General features: G+C 43.3%; 21 protein-coding genes and 1 tRNA gene. 3 read left to right on the plus strand and 19 right to left on the minus strand.

The annotated features are described in order from the left end of the window. Window positions 1-188 precede the first annotated feature (188 nt). From DXB15_RS11855 to tig, 9 genes are all read right to left on the minus strand, one after another. A complete protein-coding gene (locus DXB15_RS11855; protein WP_118703057.1) occupies window positions 189-2,297 on the minus strand; it encodes a SulP family inorganic anion transporter in 2,109 nt (702 codons plus the stop codon). Between the two features lie 8 nt (window positions 2,298-2,305). Then, window positions 2,306-3,115 carry a metal ABC transporter permease gene (locus tag DXB15_RS11860; protein WP_109214395.1) on the minus strand — a complete coding sequence of 270 codons (810 nt, stop codon included), beginning with the start codon at window positions 3,113-3,115 and terminating at the stop codon, window positions 2,306-2,308. Then, window positions 3,116-3,952, minus strand: a complete 837-nt coding sequence (locus DXB15_RS11865) for a metal ABC transporter ATP-binding protein (RefSeq protein WP_330427517.1) — start codon at window positions 3,950-3,952, stop codon at window positions 3,116-3,118. Beyond that, complete coding sequence (locus DXB15_RS11870) at window positions 3,949-4,941, minus strand: metal ABC transporter substrate-binding protein (protein ID WP_118703058.1); 993 nt, start codon at window positions 4,939-4,941, stop codon at window positions 3,949-3,951. Before DXB15_RS11870 ends, DXB15_RS11865 begins: the two co-directional genes overlap by 4 nt. Next, complete coding sequence (gene yihA / locus DXB15_RS11875) at window positions 4,931-5,539, minus strand: ribosome biogenesis GTP-binding protein YihA/YsxC (protein ID WP_118703059.1); 609 nt, start codon at window positions 5,537-5,539, stop codon at window positions 4,931-4,933. Before yihA ends, DXB15_RS11870 begins: the two co-directional genes overlap by 11 nt. Continuing rightward, entirely contained in the window at window positions 5,529-7,865 is a 2,337-nt protein-coding gene (gene lon / locus DXB15_RS11880) for an endopeptidase La (protein ID WP_118703060.1), read from the minus strand. The genes yihA and lon overlap by 11 nt, the downstream gene beginning before the upstream one ends. 185 nt (window positions 7,866-8,050) lie before the next feature. Continuing rightward, on the minus strand, window positions 8,051-9,310 hold the full coding sequence (gene clpX / locus DXB15_RS11885; protein WP_109214399.1) for an ATP-dependent Clp protease ATP-binding subunit ClpX: 1,260 nt from the start codon (window positions 9,308-9,310) through the stop codon (window positions 8,051-8,053). Between the two features lie 24 nt (window positions 9,311-9,334). Further along, window positions 9,335-9,919 carry an ATP-dependent Clp endopeptidase proteolytic subunit ClpP gene (gene clpP, locus DXB15_RS11890; RefSeq protein WP_021737465.1) on the minus strand — a complete coding sequence of 195 codons (585 nt, stop codon included), beginning with the start codon at window positions 9,917-9,919 and terminating at the stop codon, window positions 9,335-9,337. Window positions 9,920-10,097: 178 nt separating this feature from the next. Beyond that, window positions 10,098-11,444 (minus strand): trigger factor, encoded by a 1,347-nt coding sequence (gene tig, locus DXB15_RS11895; RefSeq protein WP_118703061.1) that lies wholly within the window; start codon window positions 11,442-11,444, stop codon window positions 10,098-10,100. A 350-nt stretch (window positions 11,445-11,794) separates the two neighbouring features. Between tig and DXB15_RS11900 the strand changes: the two genes are divergently transcribed. Together DXB15_RS11900 and DXB15_RS11905 are read left to right on the plus strand one after the other, a co-directional pair. Then, on the plus strand, window positions 11,795-13,348 hold the full coding sequence (locus DXB15_RS11900) for a putative DNA modification/repair radical SAM protein (RefSeq protein WP_118703062.1): 1,554 nt from the start codon (window positions 11,795-11,797) through the stop codon (window positions 13,346-13,348). Between the two features lie 17 nt (window positions 13,349-13,365). Further along, the gene (locus tag DXB15_RS11905; RefSeq protein WP_118703063.1) at window positions 13,366-14,124 is read left to right on the plus strand and encodes a TIGR03915 family putative DNA repair protein; all 759 of its coding nucleotides are present in this window, start codon (window positions 13,366-13,368) and stop codon (window positions 14,122-14,124) included. Window positions 14,125-14,329: 205 nt separating this feature from the next. Here DXB15_RS11905 and deoD read toward each other — a convergent pair whose 3' ends face one another. Continuing rightward, complete coding sequence (deoD, locus tag DXB15_RS11910; RefSeq protein ID WP_109214403.1) at window positions 14,330-15,052, minus strand: purine-nucleoside phosphorylase; 723 nt, start codon at window positions 15,050-15,052, stop codon at window positions 14,330-14,332. A 453-nt stretch (window positions 15,053-15,505) separates the two neighbouring features. Between deoD and DXB15_RS11915 the strand changes: the two genes are divergently transcribed. Beyond that, window positions 15,506-16,855, plus strand: a complete 1,350-nt coding sequence (locus DXB15_RS11915) for a uracil-xanthine permease family protein (protein ID WP_118703064.1) — start codon at window positions 15,506-15,508, stop codon at window positions 16,853-16,855. Window positions 16,856-17,183: 328 nt separating this feature from the next. Here DXB15_RS11915 and DXB15_RS11920 read toward each other — a convergent pair whose 3' ends face one another. The 9 genes from DXB15_RS11920 to DXB15_RS11960 form a co-directional block, all read right to left on the minus strand. Next, window positions 17,184-17,375 (minus strand): zinc ribbon domain-containing protein, encoded by a 192-nt coding sequence (locus tag DXB15_RS11920; protein ID WP_330427518.1) that lies wholly within the window; start codon window positions 17,373-17,375, stop codon window positions 17,184-17,186. Between the two features lie 35 nt (window positions 17,376-17,410). Continuing rightward, a tRNA-Gly gene (locus tag DXB15_RS11925) sits at window positions 17,411-17,483 on the minus strand. 573 nt (window positions 17,484-18,056) lie between these two features. Beyond that, window positions 18,057-19,895 carry a glutamine--fructose-6-phosphate transaminase (isomerizing) gene (glmS, locus tag DXB15_RS11930; RefSeq protein ID WP_118703065.1) on the minus strand — a complete coding sequence of 613 codons (1,839 nt, stop codon included), beginning with the start codon at window positions 19,893-19,895 and terminating at the stop codon, window positions 18,057-18,059. 362 nt (window positions 19,896-20,257) lie between these two features. Further along, the gene (locus DXB15_RS11935) at window positions 20,258-21,532 is read right to left on the minus strand and encodes a S41 family peptidase (protein ID WP_118703066.1); all 1,275 of its coding nucleotides are present in this window, start codon (window positions 21,530-21,532) and stop codon (window positions 20,258-20,260) included. Between the two features lie 244 nt (window positions 21,533-21,776). Beyond that, a complete protein-coding gene (gene ftsX, locus DXB15_RS11940) occupies window positions 21,777-22,685 on the minus strand; it encodes a permease-like cell division protein FtsX (protein ID WP_118703067.1) in 909 nt (302 codons plus the stop codon). Then, entirely contained in the window at window positions 22,675-23,361 is a 687-nt protein-coding gene (ftsE, locus tag DXB15_RS11945; RefSeq protein WP_109216722.1) for a cell division ATP-binding protein FtsE, read from the minus strand. Before ftsE ends, ftsX begins: the two co-directional genes overlap by 11 nt. A 144-nt stretch (window positions 23,362-23,505) precedes the next feature. Then, window positions 23,506-24,588 carry a PucR family transcriptional regulator gene (locus DXB15_RS11950; RefSeq protein WP_109216721.1) on the minus strand — a complete coding sequence of 361 codons (1,083 nt, stop codon included), beginning with the start codon at window positions 24,586-24,588 and terminating at the stop codon, window positions 23,506-23,508. A gap of 164 nt (window positions 24,589-24,752) precedes the next feature. Then, window positions 24,753-25,631 (minus strand): YitT family protein, encoded by an 879-nt coding sequence (locus tag DXB15_RS11955; protein ID WP_109216720.1) that lies wholly within the window; start codon window positions 25,629-25,631, stop codon window positions 24,753-24,755. Between the two features lie 118 nt (window positions 25,632-25,749). Further along, window positions 25,750-26,436, minus strand: a complete 687-nt coding sequence (locus DXB15_RS11960) for a WecB/TagA/CpsF family glycosyltransferase (RefSeq protein ID WP_118703068.1) — start codon at window positions 26,434-26,436, stop codon at window positions 25,750-25,752. Between the last annotated feature and the right edge of the window lie 236 nt (window positions 26,437-26,672).

A 26,672-nucleotide genomic window follows, 5' to 3' on the forward strand; every position in this document is an offset into this window, starting at 1 on the left:
CGAAAAAAAATGCACATCGTATGGCACGTAGTGCAGGGTGACGTAAAAAATTTACGATATTCACTGTGTAACTTAAGAACTCCGGCAATTTTTTCTCAAGGAGCGATTGTTAGCGACTGAGACAAAATTGCCGGAGTTCTTATTAAAACCTAATATAGTAAATTTTTAAGTCACCCTAAAACAAGAAACTATTGTTCACGTTCCCGTAGTTTTTCGATCAACGTAAACACCTCCGGATGCCGTTCTTTCAAATGTTCATCCAGCACATGTTTCCGCTCCCGGAAGCGCTCTGCCAGTTCCGGATGTTCTTTTGCGATCCGTTCATGGATTTCCTGACGGTGCTGCTCGATACGCAATGCCAGCGCATGTTCGTCTTTGCCGGAAATATTGACGATTTCTTTTAAATGTTCTTCCAGATGTTCTAACCACTCATCCATATCCCATTCATCCATATGAGACCAGCTTCCGTGTAATAATTCTTCCACATCTTTTGTTTCTTTCAGGTGCTCGATCTGCCGTATGATCTGGCGCTCCATCTCTGCTTCTGCATCAGCACCAAAAGCCCATACAAATTCCTGCACGCGGTTGTCCGCACGCTTACGCGATGCACTGCGCTCGATATTTTCCACACCGCCTTCCAGCGGATATGGACGATTATAACCGATATCTTTCAACGCAATATGTATCGTCCGGCGGACATTTCCGTTTTCGATCAAATGTCCCAGACCTAATTTTCGCATCTGGGTATTCAATCCGGAAATATGCTCTGTAACGTAAAAACGGATTCCTTTTTCCTTCAGTGATTCACTCAGCAGATTCAGGCGGTCTGCTGCCGTAATATCCATGCTTCCGATACCGCTGGCATCCAGAATCACCGCTTTTGTATCTTCTTTCAGCGCTGCCTCAATTTCCCGCTGCAATACGGAAATATTTGCAAAAAACAGGTTGCTGCTGAAACGGTAAATGATTACACCGGATATCGGATGGATCTGCTGTCCTTCTTTCAGATCCCGAAAATGCTTATGACCTGGTTGAATTCCAAGGAAGCAGGTTGCCGGTTTTGCTGTTCGGATGATCATTTCCGTAAAAGATAAAATAATGCCGATCAGTACGCCGTTGATGGTTCCAAGGAATAACACACCGAAAAATGCCCCCAGAAAAATAAAACATTCTGTCCGGCTGACTTTCCAGAGTCGTGGTATCAATTCAAATTCTGTTGCGCCAAGCAGTGCAGAGATCACGATTGCGGTTAAAACCGGAATTGGAAGATAGCCGATAAATCCAGTACAAAACAGCAACAGAATGATCATGGAACCACCTGCTACCAGCCCAGTCAACTGTGTTTTTGCCTGATACTGTTCACCCATGGCAGTTCTCGATACGGAACCATTGATCGGACAACATCCGGTAAAGGCTGCCGCAAAGTTTCCAAGGGAAAATGCCAGAATTTCCTGATTATCATTGATCTGATATCTGTTTTTCTGTGCAAAGCTGTTTTCCGCCAGCAACGTTTCCGCCATGATCACGACTGCCACCGACAAACTGATGGTAACTGCTTCTTTTAATGGAACTGCTGAAAAATTCGGCAGACTCCATTTCGGAAGTCCCGGATCAACTGCTGCCAGTGTTTGAATTCCCCAGTCGCGCAATGGAAGTACCGCTGTCAATACCGCTCCAGCTGCCATAAGCACAACTGCCATCGGGAATTTCGGCATAATTTTTTTCGATAGTAATAAAATGGCAAGGGCAATCACGCCAAGGATAACGGATGGAACACTGATCGTTTTTGCTGTTTCTGCAATATGCTCTGCCAGTTCCAGAAATTCTCCGACACCTGCCGTTCCGCCCATCAGTTTCGGTACCTGCATTAGAATGATCGTGGTACAGATACCTGTGATAAATCCGCCCATGACTGGTGCAGAGATATAATTGACCAGTTTTCCGGCTTTTAATAAAGAAAATATCAGCAGCCACAATGCCACGAAAAAGGTCAGCATCGGAACTGCCACCAGTGCTTCTGTCGAACCGGCTGTGATATTCAATCCTGCCAACGCCGATCCAATCAGTGCCGCCGGAGCCGCATCCACCCCAAAGATAAACTGCGGTGATGTAGAAAACAGTGCAAAGATCAAAATTGGAAAGACGGATCCATATAGTCCGTACACTGCCGGTAAGCCCGCAATCTGTGCATATCCCATGGAAATCGGGATGGAAACTGCCATAATGATCAGTCCTGCCAGAATGTCCTTTCCAAGATTTTTCTTATCATAATTTCGAAGTGTATGTGCAAATTTCATAAGTCATCCTACCGATTTCTGCCATAAAAATACGTTGCAAAAAATATCACCGATGCAATGATCACGATCATTGGACCAGTAGCTACATTTGTATAATAAGAAATAAACAATCCTACAATTCCAGAAAACATTGAGAACAAAATCGAAAAGAAATGGTACTCTCTCAGATTTTCTGAAATATTCCGGCTGGATGCCGCTGGCAGGATCAGCAGTGCATTGATGATCAGAATACCAACCCATTTAATGGACAGCATTACCATCAAAGCAATAAATACGGAAAACAGATTTTCAATCAACCGAATCCGAATATGTTTACTTTTTGCCAGTGTCCGGTGCAGACTGATTGCCTGTAGACGGTTATAGCACACGATCCAGAATACAATGGTGGCAAGAAATATCAAAAACAGATACACGATCTCCCTGCGTGTAATACTCAAAATATCGCCCACTAACAGACTGGAATATTTACTGAAGTTTCCGCCACGGGACAAGATTGCCAGACCAATGGCGATACAGCAGGAAGAAAACACGGAAATGATCGTATCCGTGGATGCTGTACTCTTGCTTTTGATCCAGTTTAACAATAACGCAAAGGCAATACCGAAGATCACCATGGACAGATTCGTATCCGGGATTCCAAATACTACTCCGACCGCAATTCCCGTCAAAGCTGAATGTCCCAGCGCATCAGAGAAAAACGCCATCTTATTGTTGACGATCATTGTTCCCAATATACCAAACAACGGTGTAATGATCAGTACCGCAATAAACGCACTGACCATAAAGTCATACTGAAATAAGGAGGTAATTCCACTCATTTACTCTTCCTCCTTCCATAAACCATGGCTGTGTTTCGGCATGGTGATCTCTTTTTTCTGCTGTTCTTTCACCTGACGGCTCGGTTTGTAGTTTTCCAGATCAAATCTGCCAAACACCTGTCGAAATTCTTCGCTCTCGTACACCTGACGCACGGTTCCCTGTTTTTTCACGGTTCCATCAATCAGAATAACCTGATCTGCGTACTGTGCCACATAATCCAGATCATGTGAAATCAGAATAATAGCCAGATCATAATGCTTCTTCAGCTCGGAAATCGTATGGTAAAACAGATCCATACCGTTCTGGTCAATACCGGAAACCGGCTCATCCAAAAGGAGCAGGTTCGGCTCATCCATAACCGCCATGGACAGCAGTACACGCTGCAATTCACCACCGGACAGATTGCACACCTGTTTATCAATCAGATCTTCTGCCTTAAAAATTGCCAAATGTTCTTTTATTTTTGCATATACTTTTTTGCTCTTTTTCCAGAAAACCGGATAACGGCTCTGGTAGCTTGCGATCATATCATACACACTGATCGGTGTCTTTTTTTCGATATTCAGCGACTGCGGCACATAACCGATCTTCATTTTCTGCATGTGACCGTTTTCGCGGTCTTTGAACTCAATAGTTCCGCTGTGCGGAATATCACCAAGAATCGCCTTGATCAGCGTTGATTTTCCCGCACCGTTTTTTCCGATAACGGCTGCCAGTGTTCCACAGTGGATATGCAAATTTACATGCTGCAAAATCGTATGGTCACCGATGGTCACACCGATATCCTGCATTTTGATACAATGCAGACCACAGGGCTGTATAATTTTTTTCATCATTGGAATGCCTCTTTTAATTGTTCAATATTGCTTCTCATGCCTTCCAGATAACTGTCTGCTGAATAGTCCCCCCGTGTCAGGGTATCCAGATAAACGACTTTTACGCCACTTTGCTTCGCCACCATTTCTCCCATATCCGTGCCATACAGTTCTTCCGCAAGCACAACAGAAACATGATTATCCTCAATGGAATGCAGAATATCAGCTACTTCACCGGCGCTAACCTGTCGTTCTTCATCCAGGTTCATTTCTCCTGCCAGTTGCAATCCGTATTCCTGCACGATATATTCGTATGCCTCGTGGAAAATCACCACTGGCTGTGATGCGATCTGTGACGCAAGTTCTGCTGCCTCCTGCTGCAATTCCTGCACTTTTCCCTGATAGGTCTGTGCATTTTTGGCATACTGCTCCGCATGGGCGCTGTCAGCTTCGGAAAGTCCGTTACAAATGTTCTGTATCTGAATCTGATAATCCGCTAAGTTCATCCATACATGCGCATTTTCATCCCCATGAGAATGCTCGGAATGGTCATGATCATCATGGTCAGCATCCTCATTGGAACTTAAATCGTTATGAGATTCCCCTGTTCCTTCTGCGGACTCAAGTAAATCAATGCCATCACAAGCCTGAACAATCTTCAGATCCGGATAGGACTCTGCCACATCGGATAAAAAGCTCTCGATACCACCGCCATTTACGATAAACACATCTGCTTTGGACAACAGTTTCATATCCGCCGCCGTGAGCTGATAATCATGCAGACAGCCGGTTTGTGGTTCGCTCAAATTTTCCAGCGTCACACCTTCCACATCACCAATGACATTTTCTGCTGCAACGTACATTGGATAAAAAGATGTCACCACCAGCAGATCTTCGTCTTTCGCCTGTTCCTTCTTCTGCTCCGCCCTGACATAAGCCATGGTCAACACACTTCCAACAAACAGGATCATCGCCAGCAAAACTGCCGTAAATACATATTTATTCTTCATCTGTCTCTCCTGAAGATGCTAAAATCTGGTCCACTAGATCCCAGATTTCCTCTCTTCCCTGCTTTGTCTCAGCCGAAAATGGAATCAGGATGGCTCCTTTTTCTGTGTTCAGTCCCAGACGGATCACTTTTAACTGTTTCTGCAGCTGGCTGCGTTTGATCTTATCCGCCTTTGTGGCAATGATGATCGGGTGGAATCCCTGATATACCATCCACTCGTACATCATTTTGTCATTTGCGGAAGGCTCATGACGGATATCCACCAGCAAAAATACAGCACGCAGCTGTTCGGAACTGTTCAGATAATTCTCGATCATGGTGCCCCATTTTTCTTTTTCCTTCTGAGATACTTTTGCAAAACCATATCCCGGAAGATCAGTCAGATACAGTTCGTCATTGACATTGTAAAAATTAATGGTCTGTGTCTTACCCGGCTGACCGGAAGTACGCGCCAGTGCCTTGCGGTTCATCAATGCATTGATCAGGGATGATTTTCCCACGTTTGATTTTCCTGCAAAGGCAATTTCCGGCTTCGTATTTTTTGGTAATTTGCTGGTATAACCACATACCGTTTCCAGTGAAACATTTTTAATGATCATTGTTTTCTCCATTCATTGCTATTTTCAGCACATCTTCCATTTTTTTCACGTAACAAATCTGCAGACCTTCTTTGATTTCCTCTGAAATCTCTGCCACGTCCGCTTCATTCTGCGCCGGAACACATACGGTACGGATTCCGGCTACTTTCGCTGCCAGCAGTTTTTCCTTCAAGCCACCAATTGGCAGTACACGACCACGCAGTGTAATTTCTCCGGTCATCGCCACATCCGCACGCACCGGTTTCTTTGTGATGGCAGACAGCATTGCCGTTGCCATGGTAATACCGGCAGACGGACCGTCTTTTGGTACCGCTCCTTCCGGAATATGAATGTGAATATCATGTTTTGTAAAAAACTCTTCCGGAATGTCATACTGCTCGCCTACAGAACGGATATAACTGATACCCGCCTGTGCAGACTCTTTCATCACATTGCCAAGCTGACCGGTCAGTTTAAATTCACCTTTTCCCGGCATTACATTTACTTCGATCTGAAGCGTATCTCCGCCCACACTGGTCCATGCCAGTCCGCGCACAATACCGATTTCATCCTGATCGTTGATGCGATCCACATGGAAACGCTCTTTTCCAAGATAGTTCTCCAACTGATCCTTTTCTACATGCACTGCGGTACAGTTTCCTTCATAAATTTCTCTGGCTGCTTTTCTGCAGATCTCACCCAGTTTTCGCTCCAGATTACGCACACCAGCTTCTCTGGTGTATCCGCTGATAACCTGATGCATCGCCTCATCAGTAATCGTAAGCTGCTCTGTCGACAGACCGTTTTTCTCTTTCTGTTTTTCCAGCAGATGTTCTTTTGCGATATGCATTTTCTCATTTTCGGTATAACTGGACACTTCAATCAGTTCCATACGATCCAGCAACGGACGCGGAATCGTATGTACATCGTTGGCTGTCGCAATAAACAGCACTTCGGATAAATCCACTGGCATATCTACATAATGATCGATAAACTTGGAATTTTGCTCTGAATCCAGTACTTCAAGCATGGCAGAAGACGTATCGCCCTTGTAATCGCTGCTCATTTTATCGATCTCATCCAGCAGCATCAGCGGATTTTTCACGCCCGCCTGACGGATTCCCTGAATCAGTCGTCCCGGCATGGCACCTACATAAGTACGGCGGTGTCCGCGGATTTCCGCTTCATCTTTCACGCCGCCCAGACAAATGCGTACATATTTTTTATCCAGTGCGCGGGCAACGGAACGGGCAATACTTGTTTTTCCGGTTCCAGGAGGTCCCACCAGACAGATGATCGGGCTCTCACCGCTCTTGGTCAGTCCACGAACTGCCAGAAATTCCAACACACGCTCTTTTACTTTTTCCAGACCATAATGATCATCATTCAAAATTTGCTCTGCATTTTTCAGATCGGTATTATCCTCTGATTTTTTATTCCATGGAAGATCCAGTAACGTCTCGATATAACCGCGCACAACGCTGCCCTCGGACGGACTGTTTGCCACATTTTTAAAACGGGCAATTTCTTTTCGAATCCGTTCTTTGACAGACTCATCTGCTTCCAGTTTTTCCAGAGCTTCCTCAAACTGCTTGATATCGGAGGTGGTATTATCCTCTCCAAGTTCCTCCCGGATGACTTTCATTTCTTCCCGAAGAATGTACTCTTTCTGATTTTTATCTACCCGCTCTTTGACTTTTTCCTGCAGTTCATTTTTGATCTGCATGATGTTTGTCTCATACAGCAGAATCTGCATCAATGCTTCGTACTGCTCTGTCACGGATTCTGTCTCTAATAATTTCTGTCGTTTTTCAAAACTGATCGGCAGATTTCCGGCTACGATCCGGATAAAGCTATGCAGTTCATTTAATCCATCTGCCTGCTTTTTCAATTCTTTCCCGATTTTCGGATTGGAAGCACAATATTTCAGCAATTCTTCCTGCAATGCACGCAGCATTGCTTCCTCTACTTCCGGTGCAAGCACTTCTTTTTCTTCGCTTTCCTCTGCCAGCACAACCTGTGCTTTCAGCAATTCATCATTGTCTATAAAATAAGCCAGCTCGGCTTTTTCTTTCGCCTCAACAATTACCCGCACGACATGATTCTGCATTTTGACAATCTGTTTGATCTCTGCAATGACACCGATTGCATACACATCATCCTGTGTCGCATGCTCGGTCTGCATATCTTTCTGTGTTACCAGAAAAATGCAGTTGTCTCCGTTCATTGCCTCTTCCACTGCATGAATGGATTTCCGGGCACTGATATCAAAATGGGATACCACCCCCGGCAGCAATACAGAACCACGCAGGATCACGGCTGGTAATTCTTTCAAAATTTCACCCATGTTATTCCTCTCTCTATTTCCAGACTTTCCCAAAAGTCTTTGTTACATTCCAAGCATTTTCTTATCTCGCACATCTCTTTTCTTTCAATTATGTACTATAACGAAAATGCTACAAGGGGCGGCGCCATATATCTGACCCCGCCCTTGCAAAACGGAAAACACTTTTTAGCTGTATTTCCCTCTTTTTATTTCTCAGTTTCAATCGCACCATTACGATACTCAAGGATTGCTTCTCCTTTTCCTTCTACCATATCTTTTGTAATCGTGCATTTCTTAATATTTTTATCAGACGGAATCCGATACATCAGATCCATCATGACATTTTCCATGATGGCACGCAGACCACGCGCACCTGTCTTCCGGTTGATGGTCAGATCTGCCACTGCATCCAAAGCATCATCCTCAAAAACAAGTTCTACCTCGTCTAAGGAGAACAGTTTCTGATACTGTTTTAACAAAGAGTTTTTCGGCTCTTTTAAGATGCGGATCAGATCCTCACGCTCCAGTGCTTCCAGAGAAACCGTGATTGGCACACGTCCCATAAACTCCGGGATCATACCGAATTTTACAAAATCCTGCGGAAGCGCGTCTTTCAGAAGTTCACTGATATTTTTATCATTCTCTCCTGCCAGTTCTGCATTAAATCCAATGGAACCACGATCCATACGGTTTTCGATAATACGATCGATGCCTTCGAAGGCACCACCACAGATAAACAGAATGTTCGTGGTATCGATCGGGATCAGTTCCTGCTGTGGATGCTTTCTGCCCCCCTGTGGTGGAACAGACGCAATGGTTCCTTCCAGAATCTTTAACAATGCCTGCTGTACACCTTCACCGGAAACGTCTCTTGTGATAGACGCATTTTCGGATTTACGTGTGATCTTATCAATCTCATCAATATAAATGATGCCGTATTCTGCTTTAGACACATCATAATCTGCCGCCTGAATGATCTTCAGCAGAATATTTTCCACATCCTCACCGACATATCCGGCTTCTGTCAATGTGGTCGCATCTGCGATTGCGAACGGCACATTCAGGATTTTCGCTAATGTCTGCGCCAGTAATGTCTTACCGGAACCTGTCGGTCCAAGCATCAGGATATTACTTTTCTGCAGTTCTACATCCAGGTCCGGCTCTGCCAAAATTCGTTTGTAATGATTGTATACCGCTACGGATAATACTTTTTTTGCCTCATCCTGACCAATGACATAGTCATCCAGAAATGCCTTGATTTCTTCCGGTGTCAGCAAGTTAATATCCATATGGTCATTTTCTTCGTAATCCTGCATTTCCTCTTCCAGAATCTCGTTGCAGGTCTCGATACACTCATCACAGATATAGATGCCTGCCGGTCCCGCGATCAGTTTGTGTACCTGATCCTGGGTTTTATTACAAAAAGAGCAACGTATTTTATCGCCCTGATTTATTCTTCCTGCCATTCAATCTTACTCCCACGCTACATTTTACTGTCTGTTTGTGATTACGGCATCAATCAAACCGTAAGCTTTTGCTTCTTCTGCAGTCATATAGTTATCACGCTCAGTATCTGCAGCTACTACTTCGTAAGGCTGGCCTGTATTTTCAGATAAAATACGGTTTAAGCGTTCTTTTGTCTTCAGAATGTTCTCTGCTACGATCTGAATATCCGTAGCCTGTCCTTTTGCTCCGCCGGACGGCTGATGGATCATGATCTCAGCATTCGGAAGTGCGTAACGTTTTCCTTTTGTTCCGCCTGCCAGTAAGAATGCTCCCATGCTTGCTGCCATACCGATACAGATTGTGGAAACATCGCATTTGATGTACTGCATCGTATCGTAAATAGCCAGACCACAGGAAACCACTCCACCCGGAGAGTTGATATATAACTGAATATCTTTGCCCGGATCTTCAGACTCAAGGAACAGAAGCTGTGCTACGATCAGGCTTGCTGTTGTCTCATTTACTTCTTCTCCCAGGAAAATGATTCTATCTTTTAACAATCTGGAATAAATATCATAATTCCGCTCGCCTCTGCTTGTCTGCTCAACGACGTAAGGTACTAAACTCATATTGCTACCTCCTACTATTTTTTATTTTCTTTCAGAATTTTCACTTCTACACATATATTTTTATCAATCACGATTATTCTGAAAAAACATGAAAAGCAGACCGGCCTCGCCGGCACGATCTGCTTTTGTATTATTCACTTTGTGATACAGGACTTAATTTTCCTGCCCTGTCAGAGAATTATTCAGCTGTTTCTGCCTCTGCTGCTTCAGCTTCTTTCTCTTTTTTTGTTTTTGCTTTTGCACGAGGTTTTACAGATTCTGTGATCAGCTCAACTGCTTTCTGAACTGCCAGATCCTGTTTCATGTTCTCTTTCTCATCCTCGCCCATGTACTCTTTGAGCTTGTCAGCTTCCATGTTGTACATTTTAGCCATTTTCTCGATCTCAGCATCTACATCTTCATCTGTGATCTCGATGTTCTCTTCTTTTGCAATCTGCTCAAGAACAAGGCTGCTCTTGATACGTGTGATAGCGTCCGGACGAACCTGCTCTTTTAACTGGTCAATTGTCAGACCTGAGAACTGAAGGTACTGATCCATGGACAGTCCCTGCTGTGCCATCTGCTGTGCGAACTGGTTGATCATGTTCTCGCACTGTGTATCGATCATTGCATCCGGAAGTTCCATTGTGGATTTATCTACGATCTTATCGATTGCTTCATCCTGATATGCACGTTTGATCTCGTTCTGTTTTTTCTCTTCTAATTTAGCTTTTACATCAGCTTTGTACTCATCAACGGTATCGAACTCAGATACATCCTGAACGAACTCGTCATCAAGCTCCGGAATCTCTTTTGCTTTGATCTCATGAATTTTAACTTTGAATGTAGCTTCTTTTCCAGCGAGATCTTCTGCATGATACTCTTCTGGGAATGTAACGTTTACATCTACATCATCACCGATGTTTTTACCAATCAGCAGCTCTTCAAATCCCGGAATGAAGCTTCCAGAACCGATTTCTAACGGATGATTCTCACCTTTTCCGCCTTCAAATGCAACACCGTCTACAAATCCTTCGAAATCAATTACTGCTGTATCGCCGTTCTCGATTGCACGATCCTCAACGTTGATGATTCTTGCATTTTTCTCAAGCTCTTTGTTGATTTCTGCTGTTACATCTTCATCTGCTACTGTTCCGTCTACTTTAGTAACTGTTACACCAATATATTTTCCAAGTGTTACTTCCGGTTTTGTAGCAACTTCTGCTGTGAAGATAAACGGTTTGCCTTTCTCGATCTGAGTAATATCAACAACCGGTCTGGATACGATATCCTCTCCACACTCTTTTGCTGCATCAGCATATGCCTGCGGAATTAATGCGTTTGCTGCGTCTTCATAAAATACGCCTGCGCCATACATTTTCTCTACCATAGCTCTCGGAACTTTTCCTTTACGGAATCCTGGCATGCTGATATTTTTCTTCTGTCTGTTATATGCTTCCTGAAGTGCTTTCTCCAGTTCTTCTGCTGCAACTTCAATGGTAAGCTTTACTGTATTTTTTTCTAACTTTTCCACCTGTACGCTCATTCTGACAATTTCCTCCTTTATATATATGTAGTCACGTGTAATTTCTTTGAAAAAGGTATACTTCAACTACTTACAGTCATTTTTGAATTATAACACACTGGTTTTATAATTGCAAGTGATATTCCATTTGCGCTGTTAGTATTTCGAACATTGGTTCGTTTTTCCAGTTGCATTCTCTCATTTTTTGTGTTATGCTATTTTTGCAATCGAACATGTGTTCTGCATTTTATTTAAAAATAATACTATAGCACATAAATATTGTCAATATAGAAAACACACAGACATTGCCTCAAACTTTCCAAACATGAAGCACTGAGGTAAATAACTGCGGATTTGAGGTGAAACAGATTATGGAACTTTATGATACAACACTTTCTTTACACGAAAAACTGGAAATATTATCCGATGCCGCAAAATACGATGTTGCCTGTACTTCCAGTGGCATTGACCGCCGTGGCAAAAAAGGGCATCTCGGCAATTCCTGCGCTGCCGGAATCTGCCATAGCTTTGCCGGTGATGGCCGCTGTATCTCTCTGCTAAAAATTTTACAGAGCAACGACTGCATCTACAATTGTAAATATTGTCTGAGCCGTGCAGACAATGACTGCCGCCGTGCCACCTTCACCCCGGAAGAAATCTGTACGCTGGTGATTGAATTTTATAAACGCAACTACATTGAAGGGCTGTTTTTAAGTTCTGCGGTATGCAAAAATCCAACCCACACGATGGAGCTGATGTATCAGACACTTTACCTGCTTCGTAACAAATATTGCTTCAATGGTTATATCCATGTAAAAGCGATTCCACACGCTCCCGATGAACTTCTGGAACAGGCAGGCTATCTGGCTGACCGTATGAGCATCAATCTGGAACTTCCAACCGCCGAAGGACTTTCCATGCTGGCACCGCAGAAAACACGCGCCTCCATTCTGACTCCCATGCGCAGTATGCAGCAGCGAATCAGCGGATATCGGCTTGCTATTGGGAAAAGTGCTGCCATGGATCGTCATCGGGGTAACCGTTATCTGGATCACAGTATCTTTACAGATGCTGTGCATATTGGTAATTCGTCCGCGCATACTAACTCACGCAACACTGCTGATCTTACACACATTACCCCAGATATGCATGCGCTGCTGACAGAAAACACTCCCATTTCCGTTCACTCACAGCACCGCTTTTCTGACCATAATAAAACTGATTTAGATGCATTTTCGATATCGTCCACATCGGCTGCTTCTCCCCAGAACATGTACGGTCATCCGGATCGTCCTTTTGCCCCTGCCGGGCAGAGTACCCAGATGATCATCGGAGCAACCGGTGAAACAGATTTTGAAATTTTATCTACCACGCAGGCACTTTATCAAAATTTTGACCTGAAACGTGTTTTTTACTCCGCTTATATTCCATTAAATGAAGATGCCCTGCTTCCTGCCATTGGGACACTGCCACCGCTGCTGCGTGAACATCGGCTTTATCAGGCAGACTGGTTACTGCGCTATTATGGATTTCATGCTTCCGAACTGCTGACCCCGGATCGACCAAATTTCAATCTGGCACTTGACCCGAAATGTGATTGGGCGTTACGCCATCTGGAACAGTTTCCGGTAGAAGTTGCCTGTGCAGATTACTCTACGCTCATGCGTGTACCTGGCATTGGTGCAAAATCAGCACTGCGTATTCTGAAAGCCCGCCGGCTCGGTCCGCTGTCCTTTGACAGTATCCGAAAAATGGGTGTTGTCCTGAAACGTGCCCAATACTTTATTACCTGTAACGGAAAAATGCATGTACCGATCCGCCTGGACGAAAGTTTTATTACCCGACAGCTTACGGCAACCGATGCCAAAGCCAATTATATGATTGCCGCTTCTGGAGAAATTTATGAACAGCTATCTCTATTTTGATTATTATGGAGGCAATGATGACGATCTATACTTGTGAAAATACATTTGAAGCAATGATGACGTGTATCTATGATGCATGGGCATCCAAAGAAGGACATCAGAATATCCGTCTGAAAGCAGAACCAGTAGGCGATATGGAATTATTCTGTGAATACCGCCCGATTCAGGCAGATACGGAAAAAGCGAAGAAAGTTGTCCGTTCCATCCAGAAAAAACTGTCTTTCTCCGCATATATTATGATTTACCGTTGTGCTATGTCCGAACATCCGGATAAGCTCGACCGGATCTATCGCTTCCTGCTTCTGGGATTCGCTTATCCTGATAAAATCACGGATATGCTGCAGCATCCTTATGTCAGTGCCGTATTTGAATTAAGCCGAAGCGTCATGAATGAAGCTCATATATTCCGGGAAATTGTTCGTTTCCAGGCGCTTCCTGACGGAGTTCTGGTCGCACATATTGAACCAAAGTCGAATATTCTAACCCTGCTCTATCCTGCTTTTGATGATCGGATGCCTTCGGAAAACTGGCTCATTATAGATGATACCCGTTCCATTGCAGCCATTCATTCTGCCGATCAGGAAACTTATCTTACTACCTTGTCTACAGATGAGTTGCAGCGATTAAAACATACCGAAGATATGACAGATCCATTTATCGATATGTGGAAATCATTTTTTCATCATATTGAAATTGCAGAGCGGAAAAATCCAAGTTGTCAGCGTACGCATTTACCAATTTGGTACCGGAAACATGCAACCGAATTTCTTGATTAAGGTGGCTTAAAATTTACTATTTAAGTCTTAATAAGAACTCCTGCTATTTTTTCTTGGCAAATGATAAAAGTAGAATGGTATAAATTGAGAAAAGTAAATTAAGCGCCAGTCAGGCAATCTTTCCTCAGCGAGCGATTGTTAGCCGCAGAGGTAAGATTGATGACTGGCGCTTTCACAACCTAAATCTTGACCACAAAAGAAGCTATTACAGACTTCTCCATGCAGTTTCAAGTGCGATCTCAATCATCTCATCAAAGGACTCCTGACGCTCTAAAGCAGTCAGTTCCTCATGACGGAACATATGATCAGAAATAGACAGAATACTTAAAGCTTTCTTATGAGAAGCTACTGCTTCCCAGTAAATTCCTGCTGTCTCCATTTCTACACAGAGCATTCCAAGATCACGGCACAGTGACGGAATATTGGAATCTGCATTGTAGAATACATCTGTTGTAAATACATTTCCAACTTTTACGCTTGCTTCTCTCTCATTGCAGATATCAACTGCATCTTTCAGCAGATCAAAATCAGCAGTCGGAGCAAGTGTTCCCGGGAAACCATACTGTACATCAAATTTAGAGTTTGTAGATGCGCTCATAGCGATAACAACGTCACGTACTTTCATATCATCACGAAGTGCACCTGCAGAACCTACACGAATGATAGAATCTACATCAAAGAAGTTATACAGTTCATGTGCGTATAATGTCATAGACGGAATACCCATACCGCTTCCCATAACAGAGATGCGTTTTCCTTTATATGTACCTGTATATCCGTACATATTACGAACAGTGTTGAATAATTCCGGATTCTCCAGATATTTTTCTGCAATATATTTTGCGCGCAGCGGATCTCCTGGCATCAGGACTGCTTTTGCAACTTTTTCCTTATCTGCAACGATGCATGCGGAAGGTGTTGAAATCATAATTGTTTCCTCCTTGAAATGAAATAATTTAATTTTACTTGTTAAGCGGAAGTCATCTGTCAAAACGACAAATTTCCGACTCATGATGAGCTAAAATCCGCTTTATTATCTTCATATAACAGCTTAGCTATATGCCAACTTGTTACCTTAAACACTATACGTGATGAAAAATAAATTGTCAAACGAAATGTATCCACCGCCTATTACAAGAATGCCCACAACATTCTTGCTGCTCACCACCTATAGAGGTGGAAGTCATCTTTCATCTGATATATCTTTTATCTAACCTTCGTAAAGCAAGCACATTCAAGTCGAACGCACGTGAGACTTGGTGCGTGATTCTGATCAGCGCAAGCTGACATCTTCTTATCAGGTAACCAAAAAGTATGTATTGCTTTTTGCTATTCTAAGTCGTATACTCATGGTATACCAAAATTCAAAGGAGATTATGTTATGAAACAGACACAGCCAAATACAACTGCAAACAAACATGGCATGCTCTATGATCTGGAAGATAAAGTTCCTGCCGGACAATCTGTCATCTATGGTGTACAGTATCTGGTTTACTTTCTTGCCGGAAGTGCCATTATGCCAGTTATCATAGGCGCATACCTTGGTCTTGATCAGGCTGAGATCGCCCAAATGCTGCAGAGAACTTTCTTGCTCAGCGGTGGCGTTTCCATTTTGCAGGCAATCCTCGGACACCGTTATCCTATTATTGATGGACCAGCCGGTCTCTGGATGGGACTTCTGATCATTCTTGCAGAGACCTGTACCTCTTTCGGTCAGGATCTTGCCGTTTTACGAACCAATATGGAAATGGGTATGATCATTGCCGGTATTATGGTTATTATTGTTGCCCTGACCGGACTGATAGATAAGATTCTTAAAGTATTTACCCCTATTGTAAACGGAACATTTCTTATCCTCATGGTTATGCAGATGAGTGCCACCGTCATTAAAGGCGCAACCGGTATTTCTTCTGGATACAAAACAATCCAGCCAAAATTCCTTGCGGTCTTTCTGATCACAACCGCAGTAATCTTAGTGATCAACCTGAAAGCCAAAGGATTTTTGCAGTCCATCGCAACCCTGATCGGTGTTGTGTGCGGCTGGATTCTGGCATACGCGCTTGGCATTTCACCGGATTTCATTTCATCCGGTAATGGTTTCCTGGCCATCCCTCAACCCTTTGCCTGGGGAACACCAACCATTTACCCAAGTGTTATCATTACCTGTCTGATTGGTGAATTTATGCTTTTTTCAAACTTTGCAACCAGTCTGAATGGTATGTCAGAATTGCTGGAAGTAGAAAATACTCCAAAACAGGTGAAAAGAAGTACGGTTCTCTTTGGCTGTACCGCTATACTTTGTGGTGTATTTCCGGTTACCGGATTCGTACCATTTGCTTCCGCACCAAGTACTACCAAACTGACACGAGTTGCTGCAAGAGGACCTTTCATCATCGGTGGACTCTTTATGATGCTTCTTGGTGTGATTGCTCCAATCTGTACCTTCTTTGCGGCGATTCCTCCGGCAGTTGGATATTCTGCCATGATGATCGTATTTGCCATGATGCTGCAACAGGGTATTCAGGAATTTAAGAAAGTAGAACTGACCAATCGTGAAGGCTTCATTATCGGAATTTCCTTTATGATTGGTGCAGGTATTATGTTCCTGAATGCGGATGCATTTATGACATTACCTCAGATGCTGCGTTATATCGTCTCCAACGGACTGATCATGGGATTGATTGTAGCGCTTTTGATGGAACACATACTGCTGCGAAAAAAAGTTAAATAATAGTGAGGCGGCAACAATTTACATAGTGAATCAAAAAACCACTTTTAACATCACACGGGCTAAAATGCCCGCTTAGATGTTAAAAGTGGTTTTTCTCTTTTTAACTTTACTAAGTTGCCGCAGATATATTACATAAGTTTTCTCAGTTATTTATGATCCTTAGATACGTGACATGCTCCCACCACTTAAATCACAGATTTTGAAGTGGGGGCTTCTTGCTCAATGGCTCTACTGAGCCAAGTATCTACAAGCTATCCTCGCGTGCCCCGCGATTTATTTTTTACCCAATCAGGGGATATCTTCCGGTCTGGTTACAGACAGTTTCTGTCTATCCTGCCAACAGCATACGACGTGCTTCTTCACGGATATTGATTGCTGCATTCAGATCACGGTCCATCTGATTTCCACACGCACAGATGTATACTCTGTCCGAAAGTTTCAGTTCTTTTTTTACCCTGCCACATTTACAGCACTTTTTACTGGATGGAAAAAAGCGGTCCACCCGTACAAATTTGTACAAAAAAATAGGTATCCAACTGGATACCTATTTTTCAGAGCGCGAGACGGGACTCGAACCCGCGGCCTCGACCTTGGCAAGGTCGCGCTCCACCAACTGAGCCACTCGCGCATTTCTTATTGTTTTGTGCTCTTGCTGAACACAAGACATAATATACAGGATAATCCCCTTTCTGTCAACGCTTTTTCCACGAAAAATTAAAGTTCGAAATTATATGCTTTTTTCTGAAAATTCGCACATTTTGATAATCCTACAGAAAGCCATTACCTACCAAATACTTTACGGAGCATTTCGCCTCAATCAAAGGTTACACTTCTACTGAAACTAACTTGTTATTACGATTAAACACCACCTTTAAAAGTACTAATCGGCTCGGCAATATTCAAGTCGAATGCACGTGAGACTTGGTGCGTGATTCTGGTCAGCGCAAGCTGACATCTTCTTTTCAGAATCACTGCACTCTACACTCCGTTCCGGTCGGCGCAAAACCATTGTCTCCCAGACAATGTGCGCCCTCGCGGAGCATTTATCTCAGTCGGAGATTGAACTCCCACTGAGAAATACTTGTTACTACTCACCACTTGCAGAAGTGGGAGTCTCAACTCAGACTGAGATAAAACAAACCCGGATACGAAATCTTCCGCATCCGGGCTTACTGAAATCTTTCTGTTCTTTTAAATCTGTTTACTCTACTGTTACAGATTTTGCAAGGTTTCTCGGTTTATCTACATCCAGACCTTTTGCTACGCTGACATAGTATCCCAGTAACTGTAACGGAATGATTGCCAGACTGGTTGCAAAATGCGGATCTGTCTTCGGTACATAAACAGAGAAATCTGCGGTATCTTCGATACCATAGTTGCCATATGTGGTCAGTCCCATCAGATATGCGCCACGGCTTTTTACCTCTACCATGTTGCTGATGGTTTTCTCATAGAGGTTGCTCTGAGTCAATACACCAACAACCAGTGTGTTGTCCTCGATCAGACTGATGGTTCCATGTTTTAACTCACCTGCTGCATATGCCTCAGAGTGAATGTAGCTGATCTCTTTCATCTTCAGGCTGCCTTCCAGACTGATGGCATAATCCAGACCACGTCCCAGGAAGAACATATCTTTTGCGTTTGCATATTTGCTTGCAAACCACTGAATACGCTCTTTGTCATCCAGAATCTTCTGAATCTTGGCAGGAAGCTCATTTAACTCTGCGATCATCTTTGCACAATCTTCTTCACTGAGCAGACCTTTTACCTGTGCCAGACGCATTGCAAACAGATACATCGCGATCAGCTGTGTGCTGTAAGCTTTTGTTGTTGCTACAGAGATCTCCGGTCCTGCGTAAGTGTACAGAGTATGATCACTCTCACGGGCAATGCTGGAGCCTACTACGTTTACAACGCCAAGAACAGCTACGCCTTTCTCTTTTGCCAGACGAAGAGCTGCCAGACTGTCTGCGGTCTCTCCGGACTGTGAAATGATGACAACCAGTGAATTTTTCACCAGAATCGGATTACGATAACGGAACTCGGACGCGATGTCAATCTCAACCGGAACCTGTGTCATATCTTCCAGTACATATTTTGCGGCCATAGCTACATGATAAGCAGAACCGCAGCCTACGATATAAACACGCTCAATATTTGCCAGCTCTTCATCCTTCAGACCAATCTCAGAAAAATCAACAGCATTGTCTTTTACATATGCGCCAATCGTATCCTGAACGGCTCTCGGCTGCTCATGGATCTCTTTTAACATGAAATGCTCATAACCGCCTTTTTCTGCTGCCTCAGCATCCCATTTGATCTGAACCACTTCTTTTTCGATTTCTTCTTCATCCATGTTGAAGAAATGAATCTCGTCTTTTGTCAGCTCTGCGATCTCCATATTGTCGATGTAATATACATTACGTGTCTGATCTAAGATCGCCGGTACATCAGAACCGATCAGTGTACCATGCTCGCTCTTTCCAATGATCAACGGGCTGTCTTTTCTTGCTGCAAAAATCTTGTTCGGGCAGTCTTTGAACATAACACCGAATGCATAAGAACCTCTGATGTGAAGCATTGCTGTCGCAATTGAAGTCAACGGTGACTCTGTCTTTTTGTAATAATAATCAATCAATTTTACAGCTACTTCTGTATCTGTCTCAGAATAGAATGTATAGCCACGTTTTACTAATTTCTCTTTCAGTTCCTGGAAGTTTTCAATAATTCCATTATGAACCAGAACAACGTTTTTATCATCAGAGCAATGCGGATGTGCATTGTTCTCAGACGGCTCACCGTGTGTTGCCCAACGTGTATGTCCGATACCGCTGGTACCGATTACAGAATGTCCGTCATCTGTTTTCTCGATCAGGGTACGTAAACGACCTTTGGCTTTTACTACTTCAACATTTCCGGTGGACTCATCACGAACACAGATACCGGCTGAATCATAACCACGGTATTCCAGTTTTGAAAGTCCTGCAAGTAAGATCGGTGCTGCCTGCTGCTCACCAATATATCCTACGATTCCACACATATGACTGTTTCTCCTTATCTTTCCATTTTTCTTCTATGCAAACTGCACATTTCATCTCAGTCGGAGTTGAGACTCCCACTTCTGCAAGTGGTGAGTAGTAACAAGTATTTCTCAGTGGGAGTTCAATCTCCGACTGAGATAAATGCTCCGCGAGGGCGCACATTGTCTGGGAGACAATGGTTTTGCGCCGACCGGAACGGCGTGTAGAGTGCAGTGATTCTGAAAAGAAGATGTCAGCTTGCGCTGACCAGAATCACGCACCAAGTCTCACGTGCGTTCAACTTGAATTTATAGTTGTTTTTTCAACAATTTAAGTTGTTTTTTCAATAATAGTTACCGCCTTGTATCATACCATACTATACTTATTGTTGCAATACATCCAGTGCTTTTTGAATCTGATTATCGTATTCTTCGCTATATTTTGCATCCTCCGGACCGGTAAATTCGTATTCAATCTCCACATCCGGCTGGATACCAATGCCCTGAATGCAGGTTCCGTTTGGTGTAAAGTAACGGCTGGTTGTCAGTTTGAAAGCACTTCCATCTTTCAGAGACAGAATCGACTGCACAACACCTTTTCCATAAGTTGTAGTTCCGATAATCGTGCCCGCTTTTCGATCCTGGATCGCACCTGCAAAAATCTCCGATGCACTGGCACTATTTCCATTTACAAGAACCGCCAACGGCAGATCCAATGATTTATCATCTGTAGAATTATAATCCTGACGGTTTCCGTTTTTATCTTCGGTATAGACTAACAGGCCTTCCGGCAAAATATCATCCAGCATACTGCATACGGAAGTGAGCATACCACCCGGATTGGAACGCAGATCGACGATCAGCGCGGTCATACCTTCCTGCTGTAATTCAGACAGTGCATCCTCAAACTGCTCTACCGTATGTTCGGTAAACTCTGTTACCTGTATGTATCCGGTCTGGTTTTCCAACATCTTCTGGGTAACCGTGGGAAGCACCAGATTTTTTCTGGTAATGTCAAATTCCAGATAATCTGATTCTCCGGATCGTGCGATCACCAGATGCACCTGTGTACCTTCTTCTCCACGGACGTGTGTGATAAACTCGCTCAGATCTGTGGACGCTGCCTCATAAGAATCTGCGGAAACGATCACATCGCCTTCCTGTAATCCACTCTCCTGCGCCGGTGAACCATCATACACATGCATGACCGTAACAACCTTTGTGTCTGCATCCTGCTGCAGACTTGCTCCGATTCCGCAATAAGTACCGGATACATTGGTATCATACAACTGTTGTGCTTCCTCTGCCGTATAATACTGGGAATAGACATCCAGATTGTCAAACAATCCTGCATACAGTCCTTCCTGCAGAGTACCCGTATCTACATCCTCATAATAATTCGACTGAATATAAGCTGCCAGTGTCTGAAGTTTTTTTGAAGTCGTGCGGTCTAACAGTCCAGTTCTGCTTACCGAAACACCAGAAACATACTCATACACACCAAAAATAACAACAGAGAGAAGTGCCATTACAATGACCCCGGCAAAAAATCCCTTTCCAAACCCGTTTTGTTTCTTCTTACGCTTCTTTTTTCCTGATTTTGTTTCGAAAGATTCCTCTGGCTCTTCCACCACAAAATCTCGTTCTTCCTGATTCATTGTCAAATCTCCTTTATTTTTTTCTAAAATCAGCAGAAGCGCCGGCACTTTCGGTTATCATTCCGAAACGTGCCGCCGCCAATATTAATCCCACCATATTAGTGCTGCGATTTGTCTGGATGTTTTTTCATCATCAAATCTCCTATTTTTCTGCTATATTATATGATATAAACTGCTATTTATATCAATTATTTCCATCTTCAGCACTGATTCAAAAATTGCTATTTTTTGCATCTCACGTATCTTATACATTGATGTGCTTTCTTACGGTTACACGACTGCCAATGTATCCGATTCCAACGCCAAGGATCAGACCAACCGGTAATAAGATCTGGAATACAGTATCTACCGGAAGGAACGTCAGCAGGTTGTTCAGGAATCCAAAACGATTTGCAACATATTCAATAATTCTTCCATACATAGCATGAAGAATGATCAGCGGAATAGCTGCTCCGATCAGACCGATCAGAATACCCTCCACGATAAACGGCGCCCGGACGAAATAATCCGTCGCTCCGATGACCTTCATAATACCAATTTCTTCTTTTCGAACAGCGATACCGGTACGAACCGTATTACTGATCAGGAATACGGCAACGCAGATCAGGATCAGGATAATAACCGCAGATACAATACTTACCAGTCGGTTAAAATCAGTCAATGTATTTGCAACCATCTCTGACTGACGGACTCTGCTGACATGATCTAAGCCTTCCAGATAAGATACCAGACTGCTCTGCTGCGAAATGTCCTCCATATAGATCTCATAGTTGGATTCTCCTGCCAGCGGGTTATCTGTACCAAAACTTGCTGCCGCTGCCTCATCACCGTCAAAATACTCTAATTTGTATTCTTCCCATGCTTCCTCGGCAGAAACATAATTGAAACTGGATACTTCCGGTCTCATTGCGATTTCCTGACCAATGGCATCGATCTGATCCTGTGTCGTACCATCATCGAAGAATACGGTGATTGCTACGCCGGACTCCACATCTTTGACTACATGCTGGAAGTTAATTACGATAGAATAAAACATACCAAACATGAAAATACATGCCGCCATCGTTGCGATGGACGCAATGGAAAACATTTTATTTGTCCATATATTTTTGATACCTTGTTTGATGGTGTATCCAAATGTACTAATTTTCATCTTCTTCACCGCCCATCTGTACATCACTGACTACATGTCCCTGCTGCAGTGTGATGACACGTTTCTTCATTGCCTCAACGATCTCCATGTTATGGCTGACTACCAGAACGGTTGTGCCACGTTTGTTGATCTCGTCTAATAATTTCATGATCTCCCATGCATTATTTGCATCCAGGTTACCGGTCGGCTCATCTGCCAGAAGAATCTTCGGCTCATTGATCAGCGCTCTTGCAATTGCCACACGCTGCTGCTCTCCACCGGATAACTGGTTTGGTTTGGATTTATATTTTGCTGCCAGACCTACCAGAGAAAGCATTTTCGGTACTTTTTCTTTGATAGAACGCGCCGGTGCAGAGATGATCCGCTGCGCAAATGCCACATTCTCGTATACATTACGGTCTTTTAACAGACGGAAATCCTGAAACACACATCCGATATTTCTGCGGAAACGCGGAACCTGCCGGCGCGGAATCTCAGAAAGGATCTTGTCATTTATGATAATGGATCCGGAAGTAGGCTCCAGTTCTTTTAACAACAATTTGATCAGTGTTGATTTTCCTGATCCACTGTCACCTACTACGAATACAAATTCGCCTTCTTCAATCTGAATATTTACATCAGCAAGTGCCGGGACGCCTTCCACGTATGACTTGCTTACGTCTTTTAAAGTAATCATTTTATCCTCCTTCGAAATCACTTCAAACCATACTTCAACTTATCTGTTTCCAACTCTATTTGACAGAAAAACTTCATTTTTCCTGTTAGGCAAAAAAAGGGGCACGAACGCTTTCACCATCTGTGCCCCCAAACACTTAGCAACTTAATAATCTAATGTTTCCATATATTTCATGTATTTTACAACCATTAATGCAATCTTGAATGTGATCGCATCCTCGAACACACGAAGATCCAGTCCCGTGCTCTTCTGTAACTTATCCAGTCTGTATACCAGTGTATTTCTGTGAATGTACAACTGTCTTGATGTCTCAGACACATTCAGGCTGTTCTCAAAGAATTTATTGATGGTTGTCAATGTCTCCTCGTCAAAGTCATCCGGAGATTTGCCACCGAAGATCTCTTTGATAAACATTTTACAAAGTGGAATAGGAAGCTGATAGATCAGACGACCGATTCCCAGTGCAGAGTACGCAATAATGTTGCGATCCTCGAAGAAGATCTTTCCAACATCCAGTGCCATACGTGCTTCTTTGTAAGAACGGGATACTTCTTTGATCTCTCCCACCACAGTACCGTATGCGATATGCACCTCTGCATCACCTTTGAACAGACCAAGAATTACTTCCGCGGTCTTATCCAGATCCTGATTGCTGTCCATCTCGTCTACTTCTTTGACAACAATGATATTTTTCTCATCTACTGCCGTAACAAAATCCCGGTTCTTGCCCTCAAAGATACTGCGTACCTTCTCAAGCTCATTTCCCTCTTTGTCACGGTTGGTCTCTATAATATATACCACTCTGCGCACATCAGTTTCAATATGCAGTTTTTTGGCACGATTGTAAATATCTACCAGAAGCAGGTTATCCAACAGCAGGTTCTTGATAAAATTGTCTTTATCAAATCGTTCCTTATATGCAACCAGCAGATTCTGAATCTGGAAACTTGCGATCTGTCCAACCATGTAAACATCATCACTGTCGCCGTTTGCCAGCAATACATACTCTAACTGGTGCTCATCAAACACCTTAAAGAAATGACATCCTGATACTACCTGACTGTCGGCAGGCGAATCTACCAGTGCCATCGCCGGACTGACATACCGATCTGCCTCGGAAAATGTCGTTGCCAGGATCTTGCCTTCCGTATCAATGATACACAAATCTATCCTTGTTATATTTTTTAATCCATCAATTGTATTCTGCAATATCTGATTTGAAATCATAATGAAAAGCCCCCCTGTACACTTCCTTATACAACATTCACAATAACTAATTCTCTTTTTCGCGTATATTTTTACTGTGCATCCTTATTTTAAGACAAAACACCCAAAAAAGTAAAGAGGAAATGCAATTTTTTTTATGCATTTCCCCATATTTCACACTTTTTTTAGATTTTCTCCGAATACGACTGAAATCCTTCTCCCCATACCTCTCTTGCATCGCATATAATCAGAAAAGCTTTCGGATCAATTTCCATAACGGTCTCCTTCAACCAGACGATCTGCTTGCGGGATACCACACACAACAGCATACATTTTTCCTGTTTTGTATACATGCCCTTCGCCTGAATACCAGTCACACCACGATCCATCTCCGACAGGATCACATCAGAAATTTTCTGCGTCTCGTCAGACAGGATATAAACCGCACGTGACACGTCCAGACCTTCCAGCGTGATATCGGACACTTTTGTGGCAACGGCGATAGAAAAAATCGCATACAATCCACTTTTCCATCCAAACAGATACAAACCACTCACCACGATCAGCGCATCAATGATCTGAATCAGGCGTACCACGGAAAACTGTTTCCATTTGCTGTGGATCAATACTGCCAGCATATCCGTTCCACCGGTGGTGCAGTTTGCCCGGAGCACCAGACCGATTCCAAGTCCCATCAGGCAGCCTCCAAGGATCGTGCCAATGACGAAATCATTTTCTGCCATATCAATTGGCGGAATGATCACTAACCATACAGACAGCAACACCATTGCAAGAAAGGATTTTCCGACAAATTCTTTTCCTTTCTTGATATATGCCGCAATAAAGATCGGCACATTTAATACAAAAGAGGTTACTCCCAGCGGGATTCCCCCTGCAACGATCCAGGATGTCAGCGCCTTGATAATGATTGACAAACCGGAAAATCCTCCGGTAACCATATCCAGCGGATCATAAATACATTTGACCGGCAAAGCCGTCAGACCTGATCCGATAATGATCAGCAGCAGATCCTGAACTGTTTTTTTACCAGCTAACTGTTTCATAACACTTCCCCCTTATCTGAATTTTAATGCCCCTGCAGTCTGTCAACTGCCAAAGGAACAAAAATATCTCAGTGAAAAACATTTCTCCACTGAGATAAAAACTACGCAAATTTTACGATCAATCTGTTTTTTCCTCTGATTCATAAGACTGGATCTGACGCTTCATCTTATGGCGCGCCAGCAGTTTTTTACAGATTCCCACTGATTTCTTCTTTCCATTGACGAAGGTATTCTCGCTTCCCACGCCAAACCAGAGCCGCGCATTCAGCATCTGTCTGTGCTCTGCCAGAAATTTTTCCTGGCGTGGAGTGGATAGCATGGAAAAAATCATATGTGGCGATACCGCATTGATCTCATTGACGATCTGTTCTGCATCCTCACCTGCTTCTTCCCAGACTGCATCACCACAGACATACGGCGCATTTCCAAAGGAATTTTCCAGAAATTCACAAAGGGTATCCATCTGCGTCCGTGTCTCATACAGCAGATATACACTGTGTTTCGCCCGGATCACCCCTCGCAGAGTCTCGGAGACAAACCGGTGCTCCCGCGCCTCATCCAGCCACTTTCTGGATGTCACCCCAAGTTCCATCAGGATTTCCTTATCCGAAGGGATCACCAGATCCATATCCTCCAGACATTGTCTGACCTGTTCATCCTCTCCTGCCGTCACCACCGTTTTCATAGAAACGGTTTCCACCGCATGAAGTCCTTCTGATGCAAGATAATGTTCGATTTTATGAAGTGCTTCCCGCAGGCTGCAGATATCGATCCGCACTCCTGCCAGTTCTTTTCTACTACTCATTTTGTCCCATTTCTTTTATACTTATTCGCAGTGATTTCACACATTTTTTCTGTGTCAAATCATCCTTTTTATTTATAATTACCAATCAGAAATCAAATCTCCATTGAATCTTTATACAATAATTGTTCCCATCCGTCAAGTATATTCCCTCTGCCAAACAAAATGAATGATAAAAAAAGTCAAACTTTCTTAATAAAATAACAAAAAGAGGATCTGATTTCCACGTACCTTCAGAT

It is taken from the genome of Roseburia sp. OM02-15, assembly GCF_003481835.1.
Classification (GTDB): domain Bacteria; phylum Bacillota; class Clostridia; order Lachnospirales; family Lachnospiraceae; genus Eubacterium_I; species Eubacterium_I ramulus_A.

What these genes read in the sequence shown, in the direction of transcription:
- DXB15_RS11955 (WP_109216720.1), bottom strand. Translation starts at nt 25,631, where the DNA reads ATGAAACAGTTAGCTGGTAAAAAAACAGTTCAGGATCTGCTGCTGATC.
- DXB15_RS11855 (WP_118703057.1), bottom strand. Translation starts at nt 2,297, where the DNA reads ATGAAATTTGCACATACACTTCGAAATTATGATAAGAAAAATCTTGGA.
- lon (WP_118703060.1), bottom strand. Translation starts at nt 7,865, where the DNA reads ATGGGTGAAATTTTGAAAGAATTACCAGCCGTGATCCTGCGTGGTTCT.
- DXB15_RS11860 (WP_109214395.1), bottom strand. Translation starts at nt 3,115, where the DNA reads ATGAGTGGAATTACCTCCTTATTTCAGTATGACTTTATGGTCAGTGCG.
- DXB15_RS11915 (WP_118703064.1), top strand. Translation starts at nt 15,506, where the DNA reads ATGAAACAGACACAGCCAAATACAACTGCAAACAAACATGGCATGCTC.
- DXB15_RS11935 (WP_118703066.1), bottom strand. Translation starts at nt 21,532, where the DNA reads ATGAATCAGGAAGAACGAGATTTTGTGGTGGAAGAGCCAGAGGAATCT.
- deoD (WP_109214403.1), bottom strand. Translation starts at nt 15,052, where the DNA reads ATGATTTCAACACCTTCCGCATGCATCGTTGCAGATAAGGAAAAAGTT.
- ftsE (WP_109216722.1), bottom strand. Translation starts at nt 23,361, where the DNA reads ATGATTACTTTAAAAGACGTAAGCAAGTCATACGTGGAAGGCGTCCCG.
- clpX (WP_109214399.1), bottom strand. Translation starts at nt 9,310, where the DNA reads ATGGCAGGAAGAATAAATCAGGGCGATAAAATACGTTGCTCTTTTTGT.
- DXB15_RS11900 (WP_118703062.1), top strand. Translation starts at nt 11,795, where the DNA reads ATGGAACTTTATGATACAACACTTTCTTTACACGAAAAACTGGAAATA.
- DXB15_RS11905 (WP_118703063.1), top strand. Translation starts at nt 13,366, where the DNA reads ATGACGATCTATACTTGTGAAAATACATTTGAAGCAATGATGACGTGT.
- yihA (WP_118703059.1), bottom strand. Translation starts at nt 5,539, where the DNA reads ATGATCATTAAAAATGTTTCACTGGAAACGGTATGTGGTTATACCAGC.
- DXB15_RS11865 (WP_330427517.1), bottom strand. Translation starts at nt 3,952, where the DNA reads ATGATGAAAAAAATTATACAGCCCTGTGGTCTGCATTGTATCAAAATG.
- clpP (WP_021737465.1), bottom strand. Translation starts at nt 9,919, where the DNA reads ATGAGTTTAGTACCTTACGTCGTTGAGCAGACAAGCAGAGGCGAGCGG.
- DXB15_RS11950 (WP_109216721.1), bottom strand. Translation starts at nt 24,588, where the DNA reads ATGATTTCAAATCAGATATTGCAGAATACAATTGATGGATTAAAAAAT.
- ftsX (WP_118703067.1), bottom strand. Translation starts at nt 22,685, where the DNA reads ATGAAAATTAGTACATTTGGATACACCATCAAACAAGGTATCAAAAAT.
- DXB15_RS11870 (WP_118703058.1), bottom strand. Translation starts at nt 4,941, where the DNA reads ATGAAGAATAAATATGTATTTACGGCAGTTTTGCTGGCGATGATCCTG.
- DXB15_RS11960 (WP_118703068.1), bottom strand. Translation starts at nt 26,436, where the DNA reads ATGAGTAGTAGAAAAGAACTGGCAGGAGTGCGGATCGATATCTGCAGC.
- glmS (WP_118703065.1), bottom strand. Translation starts at nt 19,895, where the DNA reads ATGTGTGGAATCGTAGGATATATTGGTGAGCAGCAGGCAGCACCGATC.
- tig (WP_118703061.1), bottom strand. Translation starts at nt 11,444, where the DNA reads ATGAGCGTACAGGTGGAAAAGTTAGAAAAAAATACAGTAAAGCTTACC.